The sequence below is a fragment of the Tardiphaga sp. genome (assembly GCF_044340795.1).
In the GTDB taxonomy this organism is placed as follows: Bacteria; Pseudomonadota; Alphaproteobacteria; order Rhizobiales; family Xanthobacteraceae; genus Tardiphaga.
In genome coordinates, this window is record NZ_JBIISY010000003.1 from 16,933 (window position 1) to 35,539 (window position 18,607).

General features: G+C 62.5%; 18 protein-coding genes. 10 read left to right on the top strand and 8 right to left on the bottom strand.

The window, feature by feature from the left end:
- Positions 1-148: 148 nt before the first annotated feature.
- Positions 149-1,039 carry a YiiX/YebB-like N1pC/P60 family cysteine hydrolase gene (locus ACIQ17_RS00915; protein WP_398464396.1) on the top strand — a complete coding sequence of 297 codons (891 nt, stop codon included), beginning with the start codon at positions 149-151 and terminating at the stop codon, positions 1,037-1,039.
- A gap of 6 nt (positions 1,040-1,045) precedes the next feature.
- Here ACIQ17_RS00915 and ACIQ17_RS00920 read toward each other — a convergent pair whose 3' ends face one another.
- From ACIQ17_RS00920 to ACIQ17_RS00930, 3 genes are all read right to left on the bottom strand, one after another.
- On the bottom strand, positions 1,046-1,897 hold the full coding sequence (locus ACIQ17_RS00920; RefSeq protein WP_398464508.1) for a carbohydrate ABC transporter permease: 852 nt from the start codon (positions 1,895-1,897) through the stop codon (positions 1,046-1,048).
- Positions 1,898-1,923: 26 nt separating this feature from the next.
- Positions 1,924-2,796, bottom strand: a complete 873-nt coding sequence (locus tag ACIQ17_RS00925) for a carbohydrate ABC transporter permease (RefSeq protein WP_398464398.1) — start codon at positions 2,794-2,796, stop codon at positions 1,924-1,926.
- 153 nt (positions 2,797-2,949) lie between these two features.
- Positions 2,950-4,332: an ABC transporter substrate-binding protein gene (locus ACIQ17_RS00930; protein WP_398464400.1), complete on the bottom strand. Its 1,383-nt coding sequence runs from the start codon at positions 4,330-4,332 to the stop codon at positions 2,950-2,952.
- Positions 4,333-4,474: 142 nt separating this feature from the next.
- Between ACIQ17_RS00930 and ACIQ17_RS00935 the strand changes: the two genes are divergently transcribed.
- Entirely contained in the window at positions 4,475-5,224 is a 750-nt protein-coding gene (locus ACIQ17_RS00935) for a sulfate transporter family protein (RefSeq protein WP_398464402.1), read from the top strand.
- Between the two features lie 209 nt (positions 5,225-5,433).
- Here the strand turns inward: ACIQ17_RS00935 and ACIQ17_RS00940 are convergent, their stop codons facing one another.
- Together ACIQ17_RS00940 and nth are read right to left on the bottom strand one after the other, a co-directional pair.
- Positions 5,434-7,599 (bottom strand): tetratricopeptide repeat protein, encoded by a 2,166-nt coding sequence (locus ACIQ17_RS00940; protein WP_398464404.1) that lies wholly within the window; start codon positions 7,597-7,599, stop codon positions 5,434-5,436.
- A gap of 175 nt (positions 7,600-7,774) precedes the next feature.
- Positions 7,775-8,545, bottom strand: coding sequence for an endonuclease III (nth, locus tag ACIQ17_RS00945; RefSeq protein ID WP_398464406.1), 771 nt, complete (start codon positions 8,543-8,545; stop codon positions 7,775-7,777).
- A 22-nt stretch (positions 8,546-8,567) separates the two neighbouring features.
- Here nth and ACIQ17_RS00950 point away from each other — a divergent pair, with 22 nt between their 5' ends.
- Both ACIQ17_RS00950 and ACIQ17_RS00955 read left to right on the top strand, forming a co-directional pair.
- Complete coding sequence (locus ACIQ17_RS00950; protein WP_398464408.1) at positions 8,568-9,086, top strand: DUF2244 domain-containing protein; 519 nt, start codon at positions 8,568-8,570, stop codon at positions 9,084-9,086.
- Between the two features lie 81 nt (positions 9,087-9,167).
- Positions 9,168-10,052 carry a methylated-DNA--[protein]-cysteine S-methyltransferase gene (locus ACIQ17_RS00955; protein WP_398464410.1) on the top strand — a complete coding sequence of 295 codons (885 nt, stop codon included), beginning with the start codon at positions 9,168-9,170 and terminating at the stop codon, positions 10,050-10,052.
- A 103-nt stretch (positions 10,053-10,155) separates the two neighbouring features.
- On the opposite strand, the gene grpE is transcribed toward ACIQ17_RS00955, so the two are convergent.
- Both grpE and hrcA read right to left on the bottom strand, forming a co-directional pair.
- Positions 10,156-10,752, bottom strand: a complete 597-nt coding sequence (gene grpE, locus ACIQ17_RS00960) for a nucleotide exchange factor GrpE (RefSeq protein WP_398464412.1) — start codon at positions 10,750-10,752, stop codon at positions 10,156-10,158.
- A gap of 154 nt (positions 10,753-10,906) precedes the next feature.
- Positions 10,907-11,995 carry a heat-inducible transcriptional repressor HrcA gene (hrcA, locus tag ACIQ17_RS00965; RefSeq protein WP_398464414.1) on the bottom strand — a complete coding sequence of 363 codons (1,089 nt, stop codon included), beginning with the start codon at positions 11,993-11,995 and terminating at the stop codon, positions 10,907-10,909.
- Between the two features lie 155 nt (positions 11,996-12,150).
- Here hrcA and rph point away from each other — a divergent pair, with 155 nt between their 5' ends.
- The 3 genes from rph (at position 12,151) to hemW (ending at position 14,794) form a co-directional block, all read left to right on the top strand.
- Positions 12,151-12,876, top strand: a complete 726-nt coding sequence (rph, locus tag ACIQ17_RS00970; RefSeq protein WP_398464416.1) for a ribonuclease PH — start codon at positions 12,151-12,153, stop codon at positions 12,874-12,876.
- A 129-nt stretch (positions 12,877-13,005) separates the two neighbouring features.
- Complete coding sequence (gene rdgB / locus ACIQ17_RS00975; protein ID WP_398464419.1) at positions 13,006-13,647, top strand: RdgB/HAM1 family non-canonical purine NTP pyrophosphatase; 642 nt, start codon at positions 13,006-13,008, stop codon at positions 13,645-13,647.
- A complete protein-coding gene (hemW, locus tag ACIQ17_RS00980) occupies positions 13,634-14,794 on the top strand; it encodes a radical SAM family heme chaperone HemW (RefSeq protein ID WP_398464421.1) in 1,161 nt (386 codons plus the stop codon). The genes rdgB and hemW overlap by 14 nt, the downstream gene beginning before the upstream one ends.
- Positions 14,795-14,796: 2 nt before the next feature.
- Here the strand turns inward: hemW and ACIQ17_RS00985 are convergent, their stop codons facing one another.
- A complete protein-coding gene (locus ACIQ17_RS00985; protein ID WP_398464423.1) occupies positions 14,797-16,014 on the bottom strand; it encodes a penicillin-binding protein activator in 1,218 nt (405 codons plus the stop codon).
- Positions 16,015-16,216: 202 nt separating this feature from the next.
- Here ACIQ17_RS00985 and rsmI point away from each other — a divergent pair, with 202 nt between their 5' ends.
- From rsmI to gshB, 3 genes are read left to right on the top strand one after another with little or no spacing between them, the layout of a single operon-like run.
- Positions 16,217-17,143 carry a 16S rRNA (cytidine(1402)-2'-O)-methyltransferase gene (gene rsmI / locus ACIQ17_RS00990; RefSeq protein WP_398464425.1) on the top strand — a complete coding sequence of 309 codons (927 nt, stop codon included), beginning with the start codon at positions 16,217-16,219 and terminating at the stop codon, positions 17,141-17,143.
- Entirely contained in the window at positions 17,136-17,546 is a 411-nt protein-coding gene (locus ACIQ17_RS00995) for a YraN family protein (protein WP_398464427.1), read from the top strand. Before rsmI ends, ACIQ17_RS00995 begins: the two co-directional genes overlap by 8 nt.
- A 22-nt stretch (positions 17,547-17,568) precedes the next feature.
- Positions 17,569-18,510 (top strand): glutathione synthase, encoded by a 942-nt coding sequence (gene gshB / locus ACIQ17_RS01000; protein WP_398464429.1) that lies wholly within the window; start codon positions 17,569-17,571, stop codon positions 18,508-18,510.
- Positions 18,511-18,607 lie beyond the last annotated feature (97 nt).

An 18,607-nucleotide genomic window follows, 5' to 3' on the forward strand; every position in this document is an offset into this window, starting at 1 on the left:
CTTGCAGCATTCGCCTGCCTGCAGCAACCCTCATGGTGAATCGCACGTTTATGCCGGAGCTCACCCATGAACCAAATTGCAATGGCTGGCGTCCATGATGGAGACAGGGACAAAGCGGTCGATACGAACCGCAACCGGGGTCAACGTCATGGGCATCATGCTCGATACGGTCGGGAAACTGATCGCAAAATATCTGCAGAAGGAAGTGCCGGGCTACGAGCCGTTCACGCCCAGCGACCCCGAACGCCTGCATGACATTATCCGGGAAGGCGATGTGCTGCTGGTCGAAGGCAACAACCGCGTGTCCGGCATCATCAAATATCTTACCCAGTCGACCTGGTCACATGCCGCGCTCTATGTCGGGCCGATCGATGGCGCGGTGGAGCCGAATGGCGAACCGCATGTATTGATCGAGGCCAATATCGGCGAGGGCGTCACGACCGCGCCGCTGTCGAAATATTTCTCGTTTCATACGCGGCTTTGTCGGCCGGTCGGCCTTTCCTATGAAGATCGCACCACGGTGTGCCGCTATGCGATCAATCGCGTCGGCTTCGGCTACGACACCAAGAACATCATCGATCTGATGCGCTTTCTCATTCCGCTGCCGATTCCGCAGCGCTGGCGCCGGCGCATGATCGCGATTGGCTCCGGCGATCCGACAAAAATCATCTGCTCTGCGCTGATCGCGCAGGCCTTCGAGGCGGTGCGCTATCCGATCCTGCCGAAGATCACGCGCGCCGGCAGTCGGCAGGCACGGCGCGAGATCCTGCATATCCGGCATTCGTCACTCTACATGCCGCGTGACTTCGATATCTCGCCTTATTTCGAAGTCGTGAAGCCGACCATCGAGCTCGGCTTCGACTACACATCATTGCATTGGGCCGACAAGCCGAAGCCGCTCCGGGAGGTGGCGGGCTCCACTGACCCATTTCCAGGGCGGGTCGATTTTCCCGGACAAACCGCGCCCGCGCAGTTCGCGGCTGAAACCGCTGGGCAAGCGACGACGCTGGATCAGGAAGGGTTGAGGGCGGTTGCGTAGCTATTCCTACGACTTCACCGCTCCCGCCGTCAGTCCACCCACCATGTAACGCCGGAAGGCGTAGTAAACCGCAGCCGGCGGCAGCGCATAGATGAAGCCGGTGGTCATCAGCAATTCCCATGGCGAGTCGTCAGCGGCGAGGAAATTGCCGAGCGCCACCGGCAGCGTGATCTCGGTGTCCTTCGACAGCAGCAGGAATGCATAGAGATATTCGTTCCAGGCCAGCAGCAGCGCGTATGTGCCCACGGCCACCAGCGAGGGCAGCATCAAGGGCACATAGACCATGCGAAACAGCTGCAGCGGCGTGGCGCCATCCATGATCGCGGCTTCATCCAGCTCTACAGGCAGCTTGTCGGACGCCTGTTTCAGCACCCAGATCGCGTAAGGCGAGGCGATAGTGACCATCGCCAGGATCAGCGACCAGTGATTGTTGAGCAGGCCGTAATTGCCCATGGTGCGATACATAGGCACCGCAAGGAATGCCGCGGGGATGAAGTAGGTGAACAAGGCCAGATTCATCACTGTGCGACCGCCGCGGATGCGCAGGCGGGAGATGGCAAAGGCCGCCAGCGTCGCGATAATCAGCGTAATCACGCCGGCAGCGATGGCGATCACCACCGAATTGCCGAACTGCACCCAGAAATCACGCAGAAAGTAATGCTGCTGATTGAAGACAATGCGAAAGTTCTGCAGCGTCGGATGATCGGGCCACAGCTTGCCGGCAAAGGCATCCTGCTTCGGCGAGATCGCGAACAGGAACATGTGGTAGATCGGGATCAGCGTCCAGATCAGCACGGGAATGCCGATCAGCAGGAGCTTTGCTTCATTTCCGATCTCGCGCAGCGTGGGCATGCGCAGGGTCGAGGCCTTGACCGCTTCGGCCTTCATCGCGACAGCCTCTTCATCATGAAATAGACCAGCGGCAACACCAGCGGCATCGCGCAGACGATGGAGGCCATGGCCAGGTCGAGCTGGTCGAGACGGAGATAGCGGATGCCGAGCGTCGACAGCACATGGGTGAGATCGGCCGGGCCGCCGCCGGTGAGCAGATAGACGCTGTTGAAATCGCCGAGCGTCCAGATCATCGAGAGCAGGGTGCAGGTGAGATACAGCGTCTGCATCGACGGCCAGGTGATGAAACGGAATTTCTGCCACCAGCTGGCGCCGTCCACATCGGCGGCCTCGAACATGTCGTTGGATATCGCAAGACGGCCGGTCATCAGGATCAGCGTCCAGAACGGCAGCGACTTCCAGATATGGACCAGTATCGCCAGCGTCAGGCCCATGGCGGGATCGTTGAGCCAGTTTGGCCCATCCTCGGCCGTGAACTTGAAGATCAGATTGTTGATCACACCCCATTCCGGATTGAACATGAAGCGGACCGACAGGATGGTCGGGATCGACGGCACCGCCCAGGGCAGGATGAACAACACCGACAGCCAGCGAATCCAGGCGCGCGTCTGCACGAAGAAGCCGGACAGGAAGAGGGCGATCAGCATCTTCACGTTGATGCCGATGATCAGGAAGATAAGCGTGTTGACGACGGCGCGGGCGAAGACGGGATCGTTGTAGAGCGCGACATAGCTGGCGGGATGCCGTGCCAGCCAGAGGCCATAGCTGATCGGATAGACGACGAAAGCGAGGAAGACGAGGAAATAGGGCGCGAGCATCACGATGCCCCAGACCTGCGGCGTGGAGAGCCGCGCGGAGAGGGGGCGAGAGGTGGTGGAGGGTGTGGTGTAGGTGATCGCCGTCATGGGATTTGCCTGTCATTCCGGGGCGGGATCGACGCCGGAGGCGTCGGGGCCGAACCCGGAATCTCGAAGTGACGGAGCTCTGTTGAAAGCCCCCGCAGGTGATAGAGCCGAATGGGATTCCGGGTTCGCGCTACGCGCGCCCCGGAATGACGGTCAGCCCGCGATCTCCTTGATACGCGCGATCAGCTCGTCCACGGCCTTCTCCACCGGCACCTTCTCGCTGACCACGCGGTTCATCGCCTTGGCCCAGACATTCTCGTTGTTGAGAATGGTGAACTTGTAGTTCTTGGTGAAATCGAACGGCGTCGTGCCGCCCATGAACTGGGTGTAGACCGCCTTGCGGTGCTTGTCGGCCTGCCAGAAGGCCGAGGCCTGGCCCGCTTTGGTCACCGGGAACCAGCGGCCCAGCGCGCCTTCCACATAAGGCTGCAGGTTTGCTTCCTCGAGCAGGAACTTGACGAATTCCCGCGCGCCCGCCTTGTTCTTCGATTGCGAGAAGATCATGCCGGTCTTCACATCCGAGCGATATTTGATCGGCGTGCCGTCGGGCTTCAGCGGGAAGGACGCGGTGATGATCGTGTCTTCATACGCCTTCTTGCCGGCGGCACGCTGCTCCGGCGTCAGCGTCTGGTTCTGCGAATCCTCATACCACTTCGCCGCGATCGAGATCGTGAAGTTATGGGTCATGATGATCGACCGGTTGTGGAAGGCGACATTGTTGTCGGGGTCCTTCCACGTGGTCGAGGAGGGTGGCGTGCAGCCTTTGATATACGTATCCGTATAGTCTTTCAGAGCGCCGACCAGGCCTTCCTTGACCTTCGGATCGTCCACCGTGAGCTTGCCATCGTCATCCACCAGCTTGACGTTATAGGCATCGATGAAGGTGTAAAACGACTGCAGCGAGTCCGTGGATTCCACGCCCATCGGCTGGCCGACGCCATAGGCACGGCTGCCCGACGCCTTGCGATAGGCGGGCTGTACCTTGTCGCACCAGAACGACCAATAGCCCTTCCAGTCCTTCGGAATGTCCTCGACCTTGAAGCCGGCCTGCTGGAGCATGTCGCTCCAGATCTCCACATGCATGGATTGCTGCTTCAGCGGGAAGCCGTAATAGCCCTTCTTCTTGGTCTGGCCGTTCATCAGAAAAGCCGTTTCGACCGTGTTGGGCGCGAACTTGTCCATCATCGGCTTGAGGATGTCAGTGATGTCCTCGAGCTTGCCTTCAAACGCCCATTTGCCGGAGGCCTGCACGTCATAGGTGTCGGCATAGGCAACATCGGGCGGCGTGCCGGAATCCAGCGCGGCCACCGTCTTCGGGATCATGTCCTGAATGGCGTATTGCGAGAGCTCGACCTTGATCTTGGTCTTCTCCTCGAACTTCTTGATCGCCGCCAGCAGCGACTCGTCTTCGGATTTATAGAATCCCTTGCTGAACCAGACGGTGATGCTCTGCTGCGCCAAGGCAGGCGCCGCGCTCAGAAACAGACCGGAAGCGGCAGTGGCAATCAAAAGCGCACGGGTACCCTTGCTGATCAAGACGTCGTCCTCCCTGATGATTGTTTTTTGGGGAGACTAGCGCTTTCTATTTATCCGTCCAGTGAAGAAGTCGATGCTGCGCTGCACTTGTCTGACAACTTTCGACTTGTTACGTGTTCGTGATCGCAAGGAGAGAATGGGAATGCTCGCTGCTGCCGCCAAGGCGCTTTCGCAAATTCTGTCGCCACCGATGCGCAGCATCCTCTGGAAATCGATCGGCATGGCGCTGGTGTTCATCACCGTGCTGGCGATCGGCATGCAGCGCCTTCTGAACTGGGCGGCGACGGCCGGCGGCATCTGGGCCGAAGGCATGGTCGGCTCGGACTATCACAGCATGGTCACGGTGCTGACATGGATCCTGTCCATCGCGGCAGGCCTCAGCGTCGTTGCCGGCGCGATCTTCCTGATGCCGGCGATCACGTCGCTGGTGGCAAGCTTCTTCGTCGACGATGTCGCTGACATCGTCGAGCGCGAACATTATCCGGCGGAGCGCCCGGGCACGGCATTGCCGCTCGGCCAAGCGGTGTGGGAGGGCGGCAAGACGGCGCTGCTGACCATCGCGGTCTATCTGATCGCGCTGCCTTTCGTCTTCTTTGCCGGTATCGGCTTCATCATTTTCTTCATCGCGACGGCATGGCTGCTCGGGCGTGAATATTTCGAGCTCGCGGCGATGCGTTTCCGCTCACCCGCAGAGGCCAAGGCGATGCGACGGCAGCACGCGCCCACCGTCTTCATGGCGGGCCTGTTCATCGCGGCCTTCGTGTCGATCCCGATCGTCAATCTTGCAACCCCGCTGTTCGGCATGGCCTTCATGGTTCACATGCACAAGCGGCTGAGCGGGCCACGGCCGGAGCTGATCGAGCCGGGGCGCGCGAAGGCGCCGGTGGTTTAATATCTTTCACTCCACCCTCATCCTGAGAGCCTGACTGATAATTCGGTCCATACTCCATCCCTCATCCTGAGGAGCCGCGCAGCGGCGTCTCGAAGGATGGCCGCAAGCTCAGAATCCGGCCATCTCATGGTTCGAGACGGCGCTTCCGCCTTCGCTCTTCGAGCTACGGCGGACAAGTCGCGCCTCCTCACCATGAGGGGTCGGAGGACTTACTGCTTCGCCGCCACAAAGTAGAAATCCTGCCGCCCCGAGATCGAGCCGTAGCTGAACGGTTTCTGCTTGCGTTTCGTCAGATCCATCACATCGTCGCGCACATAGTCGAACAGCCGCCGCACCTCGAGACCGGGCGTCGGCAGGTTCTTCACCAGGGCCGTTGCGAACGGGCTGTTGGCGCCGGCGCCATCGAGCGCGACCTCGCCATCCTTGGCCGCATAGACCACCATGGTGCCGGCTTCCGGCTCGACAGCCGCCAGTCCCTGCGCTGTGGAGCGCGAGGCCACTTCGAGAGTCCGTTTCATCTTGTTGGCGAACGGATTGTTGCGGCAGGCATCGAGGATGACGAGACGGAGTTTCCTGGCGCGCTCGGCGGCGTTGAGGATCTGGCCGAGCGGCACCGCCTCGAATTCGATGTCGCGATCGACCGCAATGCGCGCATCCACCGGGATCAGGTAATTGACGCCGCCGACCTCCATGCCGTGGCCGGCATAATAGACCACCGCCCAATCGGCCGCTTCCGCCTGCGCCGCGAATTCGCGCAGCGCCGTCATCAGCGCATCCTTGCGCAGATCGGTGAGCACGGTGACGGTCGAGAAGCCGGTCTTCTTCAGCGTATCGGCCACCAGCGCGGCATCGCGCCGGGGATTGGTGAGCGCCGAGACAGTCGTATAGGCGGAGTTGCCGATCACCAGCGCGATCCGTCGATCACCCGTCGTGATCGGCGCCGGGGTGAGCGCCGCCGCGGCCACGGGCGGCTTCGGCGGCGGAGGCGGGGCGGCGACAACCGCCGGCGCACTGATCGAAGGGATCGCGATATCCGCGGGCTTCGGGGCGGGCGCCGGAGGCGGCATGGCAGGCTTCGCGGTGGAGGCGCTCACGCCTTGCAGAGCCGCGAGCCGTTCGCGCGCCTTCTCATAAGGCCATTTGCCGCTGCCGAGCTTTTCCGGCAGCGAAAGTGCCTTGTTGTAGTCCGCGCGTGCCGCCGCGATATCGCCAGCCTTCTCCCATGCGAGACCGCGATTGGTGAAAGCGAGAGGAAATTGCGGATCGCGCCGGATCGATTCATCGAATTCGCCGATGGCCCGTTCGATCAGATTGCGACCGAGAAAGATCGTGCCGCGATTGTTGTAGGCGACGACGTCATTGGCATCGAGACGCAGCGCCTCGTTATATTCGACAAGGGCGCGGCCGGGATCGCCTTTCTGGCTGTAGGCGAAACCGCGATTGCGAAAGGCGGGGCCGTTCTTCGGATCGATCCGGATGGCCTCGGAGAAATCCGCGATGGCCCGGTCATGCTCGCCTTTCTCGCGATAGGCATTACCGCGATCGATATAGGCGGTCGCCGAACGCGGATTGGCGCGGATTGCGTCGCTGAAATCGGCGATGGCGCGGTCGAACTCGCCCTTGCTGCGATAGAGATCGCCGCGGTTTTGGAACGCTTGTCCGTAGTTTGAATCGATCCGAACCGCTTCGCTGAGATCCGCAAGCGCGCGATCGCTATCGCCTTTTGCACGATAGATCAGCGCGCGGTTGTTATAGGCGAATGCATAGCGCGGATCGACGCGGATGGCCTCGCTGTAATCGGCGATCGCCCGGTCGTCATCCTTCTTGGCACGCCAGGTAATGCCGCGATTGTTGAGCGCCATCGTATTGCGGGGATCGACGCGCAGCGCCTCGTTGTAGTCGGCGATCGCGCGATCCAGCTCGTTCCTGCTGCGCAACACGATGCCGCGGCTGACATAGGCCTCAGCGGATTTCGGATCGATGCGGATGGCTTCGTTGAGATCGGCCAGCGCGAGATCGCTGTCGCCCTTGGCGCCATGGGCCTTGCCACGGCTGACATAGGCGTCGGCGTAACGCGGATTCATCTCCAGCGCGCGGGTGAAATCGGCGAGGGCAGACGCGATATCCGCGGGCTGCGCCGTGTTGGCCCAGCGATTCATCAGCTTGATGCCGCGGTTGCGATAGACGATGGCGCGGTTGACGCCGCTGTAGCGGCCGGAGGCGAGCTGCCGATCGCAGGCGCGGATCTCCTCGTCGAAATCCATGCCGGGCTTCACGCAGGTGCGCTTGTCGCTGTCGAAATCGGCGTAAGCGGGGGTGATGGTCGGTTCGATCACAACGAGCGAAGCCACCAGCAGCAGAATTGCCTTGAGCATCAATGTCTCCCAATCCCTCACATTTGTGGTCGGCAATGTGATGAAAATGGGCCGAAATCAGGCGAGGGCGAGTTCCATTGCTCGTCTCCGTCATTGCGAGGAGCGCGGCGACGAAGCAATCCAGACTTTCTTTTCTTGGCTTCTGGATTGCTTCGCTGCGCTCGCAATGACGAGATTAGACGACCGTCTTTTCCGGCCACCGGCACAGATCGCTGATCAAACACACCTCACAGCGCGGCTTGCGCGCAAGGCAGGTGTAGCGGCCGTGCAGGATCAGCCAGTGATGCGCATGCAGCATGAACTCGTCCGGAATCACGCGCTCGAGTTCGAGCTCGACATCGAGCACCGTCTTGCCCGGCGCGAGATTGGTGCGATTGCCGACACGGAACACGTGGGTGTCCACCGCCATCGTGTGTTCGCCAAAAGCCATATTCAGTACGACATTGGCGGTCTTGCGCCCGGCACCCGGCAGCGATTCGAGCTCGGTGCGGGTGCGCGGCACCACCCCGCCGAAATCGCGGATTAGTTTTTCCGACAGCGCGATGACGTTCTTCGCCTTGGTGCGATAGAGGCCGATGGTCTTGATATATTCGCGGACCGTCTCCTCGCCGAGATCGAGCATCTTCTGCGGCGTATCGGCGATGGGGAACAGCGCCCGCGTCGCCTTGTTGACGCCGGCATCGGTGGCCTGCGCGGACAGCACCACAGCCACCAGCAGCGTATAGGGATTGAGATGTTCGAGCTCACCCTTGGGCTCGGGATTGGCCTTCTGGAAGCGCGAGAAGGCCTCATGCACCTCGGCCGCGGTCCAACGCTTCAGTTTTGTGGTCTTCGGTTTGACCGCCTTCTTGACCACTTTGGCCTTGGCCGGCGCCTTTTTCGCCACGGCGGCTTTTGCAACGGAGGTCTTCGCGCGGGCAGTTGGCTGGCGGGTGATTTTCGGCATCAGGGGGATATAGTGGGCAGCGATGACACAGGGCAACGACTTTGAAGATGCTGGCGAGCCCAAGCTGTTCACCGCGTTGCTGCGTCCGCATCGCGCGCTGAGCCGCAAGGGCTTTCTCGTGCTGATGGCCTGCTTCAGCGTCATCTCGTTCGGCGCCGGCATGGTGTTTCTCTGGATGGGCGCCTGGCCGGTGTTCGGCTTTTTCGGCCTCGACGTGCTGGCCATTTACGCCGCATTCAAGATCTACGACCGCCACGCCAAGGCCACGGAGGAGATCACCGTCACGGCTTCGGAAATCCGTGTCCGGCGCGTCAGCCCGCGCGGCGACGTGGTCGAATGGGCGTTCAATCCGCTCTGGGTGCAAGTGGATCGGGTCGAGCATGCCGAATTCGGCATCGAGCAGCTATTCCTGGTCTCGCGCGGCCGCCGGGTGTCGATTGCCCGGTTCCTCGGCGCGGAGGAAAAAGCGAGCTTCCTCAGTGCCTTGCTCGAAGCGCTGCAGGATGCCAGGCGCGGCCCGACCTATAATCCGGTGACATGATGGCTGATCTGGAATCGGGTGGTTTACCGGGGCTGCCGGGCCTAGATCGGCAGCATGATGAATCTTGCACGAGACATTGCGATGAATGACCATCGCCCCATCAAGCCGGGCCTGCGAGATGCGGCCCTGCGCGATTACGACAGTGTCCGCCGCGCTATCGGCTTCATGCATGGCCAGTGGAAGGACCAGCCGAGCATCGAGGATGTCGCCGATGCGGCCAGCGTGACGCCCGACGAGCTGCATCACCTGTTCCGCCGCTGGGCCGGCCTCACGCCAAAGGCCTTCATGCAGGCGCTGACGCTGGACCACGCCAAAATGCTGCTGCGCGATTCCGCCAGCGTGCTGGATGCCGCACTCGACTCAGGACTTTCAGGTCCGGGCCGGCTGCACGACCTGTTCGTCACGCACGAAGCGATGTCGCCGGGCGAATGGAAGACCGGCGGCGCCGGCATGGAGCTGCGCTACGGTTTTCATCCTTCGCCTTTCGGCACCGCCATCGTGATCGCCAGCGATCGCGGGCTGGCGGGGCTGGCTTTTTCCGATCCAGGTGAGGAGCAAACCGGCTTTGCCGACATGGCCCGCCGTTGGCCGGCGGCCACGCTGATCGAGGACATGGAAGCGACGGCGCCGCTCGCACGGCGCATCTTCGATACGAAACTCTGGCGACCGGACCAGCCGCTGCGCGTGGTGCTGATCGGCACGGATTTCGAAGTGCGTGTCTGGGAAACGCTGCTCAAGATTCCGATGGGCCGCGCCGTCAGCTATTCGGACATCGCCTGCAAGATCGAGAAGCCGAAAGCCTCGCGTGCCGTCGGCGGCGCGATCGGGCGCAATCCGATCTCCTTCGTGGTGCCGTGCCACCGCGCCATGGGCAAATCCGGCGCGATCACGGGCTATCACTGGGGCATCACGCGGAAACAGGCGATGATCGGCTGGGAAGCCGGGCAGGTGGGCTCAGCTAGCTAAACTCTCACTGTCGTCACCCGACTTGATCGGGTGACCTAGTAGACACTGTAAGGACTGTGTTTACTGGATCGCCCGGTCGAGCCGGGCGATGACAGATTGAGTATTATTCCGAAACCGGCGCGACCTTCGCGCCACCTTTCGACACGCCGACCAGCGCCGGACGCAGCACGCGTTCGCCGATGGTGTAGCCGGCCTGCACAACCTGAACCACGGTGCCCGACGACACCGACGCATCCGGCACTTCGTACATGGCCTGATGGAAGTTCGGATCGAACTTCTCGCCGGTCGGATCGACCTTCTTCACGCCATGCTTCTCCAGCGCGTTGAGCAGCGAGCGCTCGGTGAGCTCGACGCCCTCGATCAGCGCCTTGAGGCCGGGATCGGCCGATGCCTTCGCATCCGCCGGAACGGCATCGAGCGCACGCTGCAGATTGTCGGCGATATCGACGATATCACCGGCAAACTTCGACACGCCATAGACCCGCGCATCGGCGACTTCCTTCTGGGTGCGCTTGCGGAGATTTTCCATCTCGGCCAGCGTGCGCAGCATGCGATCCCGCGAGTCCGCAACTTCCTTCTGCAGCGCCTCGACGGAATTCGGTTCCGGATCATCGGGCATGACATAAGGCTTCGAGACCACCGGCTCGGCGGCCTCTGCCGTCTTGTCGTGGTTATCGTTCTGCCCGTTGGACTCAGTCATGACACTGCCTTCTCGAAACACGCTAAATTGGTGGGATTGCTGACCCCGCATATGTTGGTTTGCAGCCGAAAAATCAAGCCAATCCAAGCCTTTTCGGTTGTCTGCGCATGACCTTGCCCGAGAACCGGTCCCCTCTTTTCGAGGTCATGCGCGTTCAGCCGCCCAGCATGCGGCTGACGATACGGGCTGCGTAATCCACCATGGGGATCACGCGGGCATAATTCAGCCGGGTCGGCCCGATCACGCCGAGAACACCGACGATATGGCCGGCGCCGTCGCTATAGGGCGCGATGATGGTGGAGGAACCGGACAGCGAGAACAGCTTGTTCTCCGAGCCGATGAAGATCCGCACGCCCTCCGCGCTTTCGGCGCGGCCGAGCAGATCGACCACCTCGCGCTTGCTCTCCAGATCCTCGAACAGCAGGCGGACGCGTTCGAGGTCCTCGAGCGCATGCAGGTCTTCCAGCAGGTTGGCCTGTCCGCGCACGATGAGCTGGCGATCATCGCCATTACCGCCGGACCAGCTCGCGAGACCAGCCGCGATCACCTTCTGCGTGAGCTGATCAAGCTCGGCCTGATTCTGCTTCAGCGTGGTTTCGAGTTCGAGCCGCGCCTCGGCCAAGGTACGGCCACGGATGCGCGCATTGAGGAAATTCGAGGCCTCGGTGAGCGCAGACGAGGGCACGCCCGGCTGCAGCGTCAGCACGCGGTTCTCGACCTGGCCGTCTTCGGCAACCAGCACTACCAGTGCCTTTTCGGGCTCCAGGCGGACGAATTCGATATGTTTCAGCCGCGCATTCGATTTGGCGGTCAGCACCACCGCAGCGGCGCGGCTCAGGCCGGAGAGATGCGTCAACGCCTCGCCGATGGCGGCCTCGACCGATTGCGAACGGCCGACGGATGAGAGCTGCTGCTGGATTGACTGCCGCTCCGGCTCGGTGAGATCGCCGACCTGCATCAGGGCATCGACGAAGAAGCGCAAGCCGAGTTCGGTCGGCAAACGTCCGGCCGAGGTGTGCGGGGCATAGATCAGGCCGAGCTGCTCCAGATCCGACATCACATTGCGGACCGAGGCCGGGGACAGCGGCACGGTGATCAGGCGGGAAATGTTGCGCGAGCCCACCGGCTCGCCGGTGGCCAGATAGGATTCGACGATCTGCCGGAAAATCTCGCGCGACCGCTCATTGAGCTGGGCAAGCCCGGCTCGCGGCGAAATCAGGCCAATCGGATCGTGATGCGCCACTCGGACACTCCTTGTCGGGCCTAATCTGTCGTCGCGGGCCGCCGGATACAAGCACCTTCGCAACGGTGGAACCGGGCCGCCCTTGCCGCTGCCGCCGCGCGCCCCTAAAAGGCGCGCAAACACACTCTATCGGACCATTTGGAAGGATTTTTCTCATGCGGCCAAGCCGTCGTGCGCCCGATGAATTGCGCGCTGTCTCGCTGGAACGCGGCGTCGTCAAATACGCCGAAGGCTCCTGCATGGTGAAGTTCGGCGACACCCATGTGCTGGTCACCGCGACGCTGGAAGAGCGCCTGCCGCCATGGCTGAAGGGCCAGGGCCGTGGCTGGGTCACCGCCGAATATGGCATGCTGCCGCGCGCCACGCTGGAACGCACCCGCCGCGAGGCCGCCGCCGGCAAGCAGGGCGGCCGCACGGTCGAGATCCAGCGCCTGATCGGCCGCTCGCTGCGCGCCGCGGTGGACCTCGAAGCCCTTGGCGAGCGCCAGATCACCATCGATTGCGACGTGATCCAGGCCGATGGCGGCACCCGCACCGCCTCGATCACCGGTGCCTGGGTGGCGCTGGCCGACTGCATCGCCTGGATGAAGAGCCGCAACATGTTCAAGAAGGACGTGGCGGACAAGGTGCTGCGCACCAATATCGCTGCGATTTCCTGCGGTATCTATCAGGGCACCCCGGTGCTCGATCTCGATTATGCCGAGGATTCCGAGGCGGATACCGACGCCAATTTCGTCATGACCGGCGACGGCCGCATCATCGAGATCCAGGGAACCGCGGAAAAGGAGCCGTTCACCCAGGACGAGCTGATGAAGCTGATGGCGCTGGCACAGCAGGGCGTCGGCAAGCTGGTCGAATTGCAGAAGATGGCGGTGGCGTAAGCCACACACGCGTCGTTCCGGGGCGCGCAAGGCGCGAACCCGGAATCTCCTGATGAGACTCACTACTTCAAGATTCCGGGTTCGCGCGATGCGCGCCCCGGAATGACGGTTTCTGGGCTATAAGACTCCATGACTCAACATCGTCGAATCACCGGCAAGCTCGTGATCGCTACCCACAATCCCGGCAAGCTCGCCGAGATGCGCGACCTGCTGGCGCCCTATGGCATCGAGGCGGTGTCGGCCGGCGAACTCGGTCTCGCAGAGCCCGACGAGACCGGCGACACCTTCAAGGCCAATGCCGCGATCAAGGCGATCGCTGCGGCCAATGTCGCGCAGCTCCCTGCTTTTGCTGATGACTCCGGCCTAGTCGTCGATGCGCTCGACGGTGCACCCGGTATCTATTCGGCGCGCTGGGCCGGCGAATCCAAGGACTTCAATGCGGCTATGACGCGCATCGAGCGCCTGCTTCAGGAGCGCGGTGCGACCACACCGCACAAGCGCACCGCGCATTTCGTGTCGGCACTTTGCGTGGCATGGCCTGATGGCCATCTCGAGGAAGTCGAAGCGCATGCCCATGGCACGCTGGTCTGGCCGCCGCGCGGCACCGCCGGCTTTGGCTATGATCCGACATTTCTCCCCGATGGCCATGAGCGCACCTATGGCGAGATGACTGCTGTCGAAAAACACGGCCTGCCGCCGCTCGGCCAGGGCCTGTCGCATCGTGCAAAAGCCTTTGTGAAGCTCGCGGAGATCTGCCTTGAGCAACGCTAACGCACAGCAGGACGCTTTCGGCGTTTATGTGCATTGGCCGTTCTGCCTGTCGAAGTGCCCGTATTGCGACTTCAACAGCCATGTGCGGCATCAGCAGATCGATGAAGAACGTTTTGCCCGCGCCTTTGCGCGCGAGATCGAAACCACCGCAGCGCGGATTCCCGGCCGCACGGTAACGTCGATCTTTCTCGGCGGCGGCACGCCGTCGCTGATGCAGCCGCAGACCGTCGGCTCGATCCTCGATTCGATCGCAAAATACTGGAACGTCGATTCCGCCGTCGAAGTTTCGATGGAAGCCAATCCGACATCGGTGGATGCAACACGGTTCCATGGTTATCGCGCTGCCGGCGTCAATCGCGTCTCGCTCGGTGTCCAGGCGCTCGACGACGCCTCGCTGAAATCGCTGGGCCGTTTGCATTCAGCGCGTGAAGCGCTCGATGCCGTCGCCATCGCGCGCAGCGCATTCGATCGCTACTCCTTCGATCTCATCTATGCACGGCCGGACCAGACGCCGGAGATGTGGACCAGCGAGTTGAAGCTTGCGATCTCCGAAGCCGCCGAACATCTGTCGCTGTATCAGCTGACAATCGAGGAAGGCACGCCGTTCTTCGGCCTGCATGCCGCGGGCAAACTGAAGACGCCGGAAGAAGGCCTCTCGCGCGTGCTCTACGATGTGACGCAGGAGGTCTGTGCGCAACAAGGTCTGCCGACCTACGAGATCTCCAATCACGCGCGGCCCGGCGCCGAGTGCAAACACAATCTCGTTTATTGGCGCGGTCAGGAATATGCCGGCATCGGGCCGGGCGCGCATGGCCGCATCGATATCGATGGCATCCGTCATGCGACCTCAACCGAGAAGCGTCCGGAGACCTGGCTGATGCGTGTCGAGGCCACCGGTCACGGCGTCACGCTGGATGAAAGCCTCAACAGCGAAGAACGCGCCGATGAATATCTCTTGATGGGACTGCGGTTGGTCGAAGGCATCGATCCCGCGCGCTATGAGGCACTGTCTGGCCGGCCGTTCGATCCGGTGCGCGTGCAGAATCTCTGTGAAGAAGGCGCGATTGTCATCGAGAACGGCCGCCTGCGCGTCACGCAGGAAGGGTTCCCGGTGCTGGATGCTGTCGTCGCTGACCTGGCCGCCTGACGCTAAGTCCCAAAACTCTTCGGCGAGCCTGCCACCGGCTGGCCGCCACCCGACGCCACCTTCATCACGGCGAGTCCGCGGTCATTGCCGCCGTCCTGACGGAAGCGGAACAGGCCGTCGATGCCGGCGAAGCCGGACTGATTGGTGAGCACTTCCGGCGTGAAACGCTGACCGCCTTGCGTGCGCGCGAGCGCAGCGACGAGGGCGACAGCATCATAGGCGAGCGTCGCCGTGCGCACGGGATCATTGCCGAACTTGGTGCGATAGCGGCCGGAAAAGGCGCGGAAACCCGCGGGATCGGGAGCGGCATAGAGGCCGCCCTGCATCGACGCACTGCCGAAGACGCGTGGATTGTCCCACAAACCGGTGCCGAGCAGCTGAACATTGCGGAGATTGGCGCCCGCCGTGGTCAGGGCATCGGCCGTCGCCACCACCGCTTCGCCATCATCGGCAAGCAGCAAGGCATCAGCACCCGTGAGCTGGGCCGCAATGTTCTTCGCGGCGGTCGACCGATCGGCGCCATAGCGTTCGAAGGCAACCACCCGGCCACCCTTGCGCGCCACCGCCTGCTTGAAGGCGACCTCGACCACATTGCCATAGGCATTTTGCGGCAGCAGTGCCGCGAAGGAGCGCTTGCCGGTGCCATAGGCGTAATCGATGATGCGATTGACGTCGGACTCAGGCAGGAAGCTGAGCAGATAGACACCGCGACCCGCCACGCTCGAATCCGTCGAGAAGGCGATCACCGGAATGTTGCGCGCCCGCGTGAGCTGCGCCACCGCAGGCACCGACACGGCGAACAGGGGCCCGATGATGATCTCGGCGCCTTCGTTCAACGCCTGTTGCGCCGCCTGCTGCGCGCCGGCAGCGCTGCCGGCATCATCCTTCACCAGCAGCTGGATGTTCGGGTTCTGGAATTCGGAATAGGCCATCTCGGCCGCATTCTTCATCGACTGCGCGGCGAGGCCGGCATTGCCCGACGCCGATTGCGGCAGGATGAGACCGACCTTCACGGCACCGGAGCCGATCGCCTGCGGCGACTGCGCCGGACCGGCCGGGCCCGGCGGCTGTTCGTTGGCGGGGCCGGTGCTGTAATTATTGGTCAGGGTCTGCTGGATGCCAGAACAGGCCGACAGCAGGGGCGCTCCGAGCAGGAGGCCCAACGCCGTTCGCCGGGTGGCGCCCGGAGATGTCATTTTCGGATCGAACGGATCGGCCATTGCTTCTCTTCTTCTCGGCCGGCAAGCCGGCGCCCTCCCAGTGTATAGCGGGAGGATGGATTCAGACATACTGTTCGGGATTAGTTAACCGAAACAAAAGGTTTATATTTGGCGGCGCCGCCAGCCGCGCTCTCCGGTAACGGGGAACGACGGCCGAAAAACGACTGTCCCTCTTTGGCGTGATTCCCTCTAGATTGCCCCCATGCGTGCGAACCCGATGTCTTCCGAAACCAATGCCCCGAAGCGGACCTTCACGGTGTCCGGCCATGTGCTGACGGCGCCGAAAGCCGCGCCGGGCCTGCATCTGGTGGCGACGCCGATCGGCAATCTCGGCGACATCACGCTGCGCGCGCTGGAAGTGCTCGCCGGAGCCGATGTGGTGGCCTGCGAGGATACGCGGATCAGCCGCCGGCTGATGGAACGTTACGGCATATCCGCCGATCTCAAGCAATATCACGAGCACAATGCCGAGGCCGCGCGGCCGAAAATTCTCGCCAAGCTTGCGGAAGGCGGATCGATCGCCCTGGTGTCGGATGCCGGCACACCGCTGATCTCCGATCCCGGCTTCAAGCTGGTGCGCGAAGTGACGGCGGCCGGCTTCGATGTGTTCGCGCTGCCGGGGCCATCCTCGGTGCTGACCGCACTCGCCGTGTCGGCGCTGCCGACAAACCGCTTTTTCTTCGAGGGCTTTCTGCCCTCCAAACAGGTGGCGCGCCGCAGCCGGATCGAGGAATTGTCGCGCGTCGATGCCACGATCGTGATGTTCGAATCCGGCAATCGCGTGCAGGAAATGCTCGGCGATCTCGCGGACATCATGGGCCAGCGCGATGTGGCGATCTGCCGCGAACTCACCAAGCTGCATGAAGAGATTTCGCGCGGCCCTGTGGCTGAACTGGCGAAGACCGCCGATGAACTGGAAACCCGTGGTGAATTCGTCGTCGTGCTCGGCCCGCCCGCAGCGGATGCTGAGGCGATGACCGATGACGATCTCGACGCATTGCTGCGCGCATCGCTGCAGCGCGACAGCGTCAAGGATGCCGTCGCGCATGCGGTCGAGCTGTCCGGCCGGCAGCGCCGCGCCGTCTATGCCCGCGCGCTCGAACTCGCGAGGGAAACCGGCGATGGTTAAGCCCAGGGAGGTTTCGGCGCCCGGCCGCAGCAAGGCACCATCGCCGCAGCGCGTCGCCGCCTTTGCCACCGGCCTGTCCGCGGAAAGCCGCGCCAGTGCCATGCTGCTCGCAAAAGGCTATCGCATCCTCGCCCGCCGCTTCCGCACGCCCCATGGCGAGATCGACATTGTGGCGCGCAAGCGCAACCTGATCGCCTTTGTCGAGGTGAAGGCGCGCGAGACGCTCGACGATGCCGCCTATGCCGTCACCCCGCAGCAGCAGGTGCGCATCAGCAATGCCGCGCAGGGCTGGCTGATGGCACATCCCGAACATGCGGATTTCGACATGCGCTTCGACGTCATTCTCATTGCGCCGAAACATCTGCCACGCCATCTGTTAGCAGCATTCGACGCCGCCTCCTGACGCTTCACTTCGGAATGATCTCATGACCCTGAACATCGCCGTCCAGATGGACCCCATCGCCCGCATCAATCACAAGGGCGATTCCACCTTCGCGATGCTGCTCGAAGCGCAGAAGCGCGGCCATCGGCTGTCCTATTACACCCCGGACAAGCTCTCGCTGCGCGGCAATGACGTGGTGGCGCCGGTGCAGCCGCTGGATGTTCGCGATATCGAGGGCGACTACTTCACATTGGGCGAGCCCGAGCGCGTCAATATGGAGAGCTTTGATGTGGTGCTGCTGCGGCAGGACCCGCCGTTCGATCTTGCCTACATCACCTCGACGCATCTGCTGGAGCGCATCCATCCGAAGACGCTGGTGGTGAACGATCCGGCCTCGGTGCGCAACGCGCCGGAAAAAATCTTCGTGATGGGCTTCAACGACCTGATGCCGCCAACGCTGATCTCGCGCGACAAGGACGAGATCAACGCCTTTCGCGCGGAGCATGGTGCGGTGGTGATGAAGCCGCTGCATGGCCATGGCGGCGCCGCCGTCTTCCGCGTGCTGCCGCAGGACATGAATTTCGGCTCACTCTACGATCTGTTCTCCGTGACCTTCAAGGAACAATGGGTGATCCAGCGCTTCCTTCCCGAGGTGAAGCATGGCGACAAGCGCATTATCCTGGTGGACGGCGAATTCGCCGGCGCCGTGAACCGCGTGCCCGCGGACGACGACCTGCGCTCCAACATGGTGCGGGGAGGGGCTGCGAAATCGACCGAGCTTTCGCCGCGCGAGCGCGAGATCTGCGAACGCGTCGGCCCGGAGCTGCGCAAGCGCGGATTGCTGTTTGTCGGCATCGACGTGATCGACGGCAATCTCACCGAGATCAATGTGACGTCACCCACGGGCATCCGCGCCATTTCTAAGCTTGGCGGGCCGGATGTGGCGGCGCGGATTTGGGATGTGATCGAGGCGAAGCGGAAGTAGCCGGCGCTTCGTTGCGCTGCATTGCATCGCAACAGATTGAATAATTCTACGGCGCTTCTCTCACGTGCTTTCGCTTGCCAGTTCGTATCGGCAGGCG

Coding starts and splice junctions, on each gene's coding strand:
- ACIQ17_RS00915 (WP_398464396.1), top strand. CDS start 149: ATGGGCATCATGCTCGATACGGTCGGGAAACTGATCGCAAAATATCTG.
- rsmI (WP_398464425.1), top strand. CDS start 16,217: ATGCGTGCGAACCCGATGTCTTCCGAAACCAATGCCCCGAAGCGGACC.
- ACIQ17_RS00955 (WP_398464410.1), top strand. CDS start 9,168: ATGAATGACCATCGCCCCATCAAGCCGGGCCTGCGAGATGCGGCCCTG.
- ACIQ17_RS00995 (WP_398464427.1), top strand. CDS start 17,136: ATGGTTAAGCCCAGGGAGGTTTCGGCGCCCGGCCGCAGCAAGGCACCA.
- ACIQ17_RS00950 (WP_398464408.1), top strand. CDS start 8,568: ATGACACAGGGCAACGACTTTGAAGATGCTGGCGAGCCCAAGCTGTTC.
- grpE (WP_398464412.1), bottom strand. CDS start 10,752: ATGACTGAGTCCAACGGGCAGAACGATAACCACGACAAGACGGCAGAG.
- ACIQ17_RS00940 (WP_398464404.1), bottom strand. CDS start 7,599: ATGCTCAAGGCAATTCTGCTGCTGGTGGCTTCGCTCGTTGTGATCGAA.
- ACIQ17_RS00985 (WP_398464423.1), bottom strand. CDS start 16,014: ATGGCCGATCCGTTCGATCCGAAAATGACATCTCCGGGCGCCACCCGG.
- ACIQ17_RS00935 (WP_398464402.1), top strand. CDS start 4,475: ATGCTCGCTGCTGCCGCCAAGGCGCTTTCGCAAATTCTGTCGCCACCG.
- gshB (WP_398464429.1), top strand. CDS start 17,569: ATGACCCTGAACATCGCCGTCCAGATGGACCCCATCGCCCGCATCAAT.
- ACIQ17_RS00925 (WP_398464398.1), bottom strand. CDS start 2,796: ATGACGGCGATCACCTACACCACACCCTCCACCACCTCTCGCCCCCTC.
- nth (WP_398464406.1), bottom strand. CDS start 8,545: ATGCCGAAAATCACCCGCCAGCCAACTGCCCGCGCGAAGACCTCCGTT.
- rph (WP_398464416.1), top strand. CDS start 12,151: ATGCGGCCAAGCCGTCGTGCGCCCGATGAATTGCGCGCTGTCTCGCTG.
- rdgB (WP_398464419.1), top strand. CDS start 13,006: ATGACTCAACATCGTCGAATCACCGGCAAGCTCGTGATCGCTACCCAC.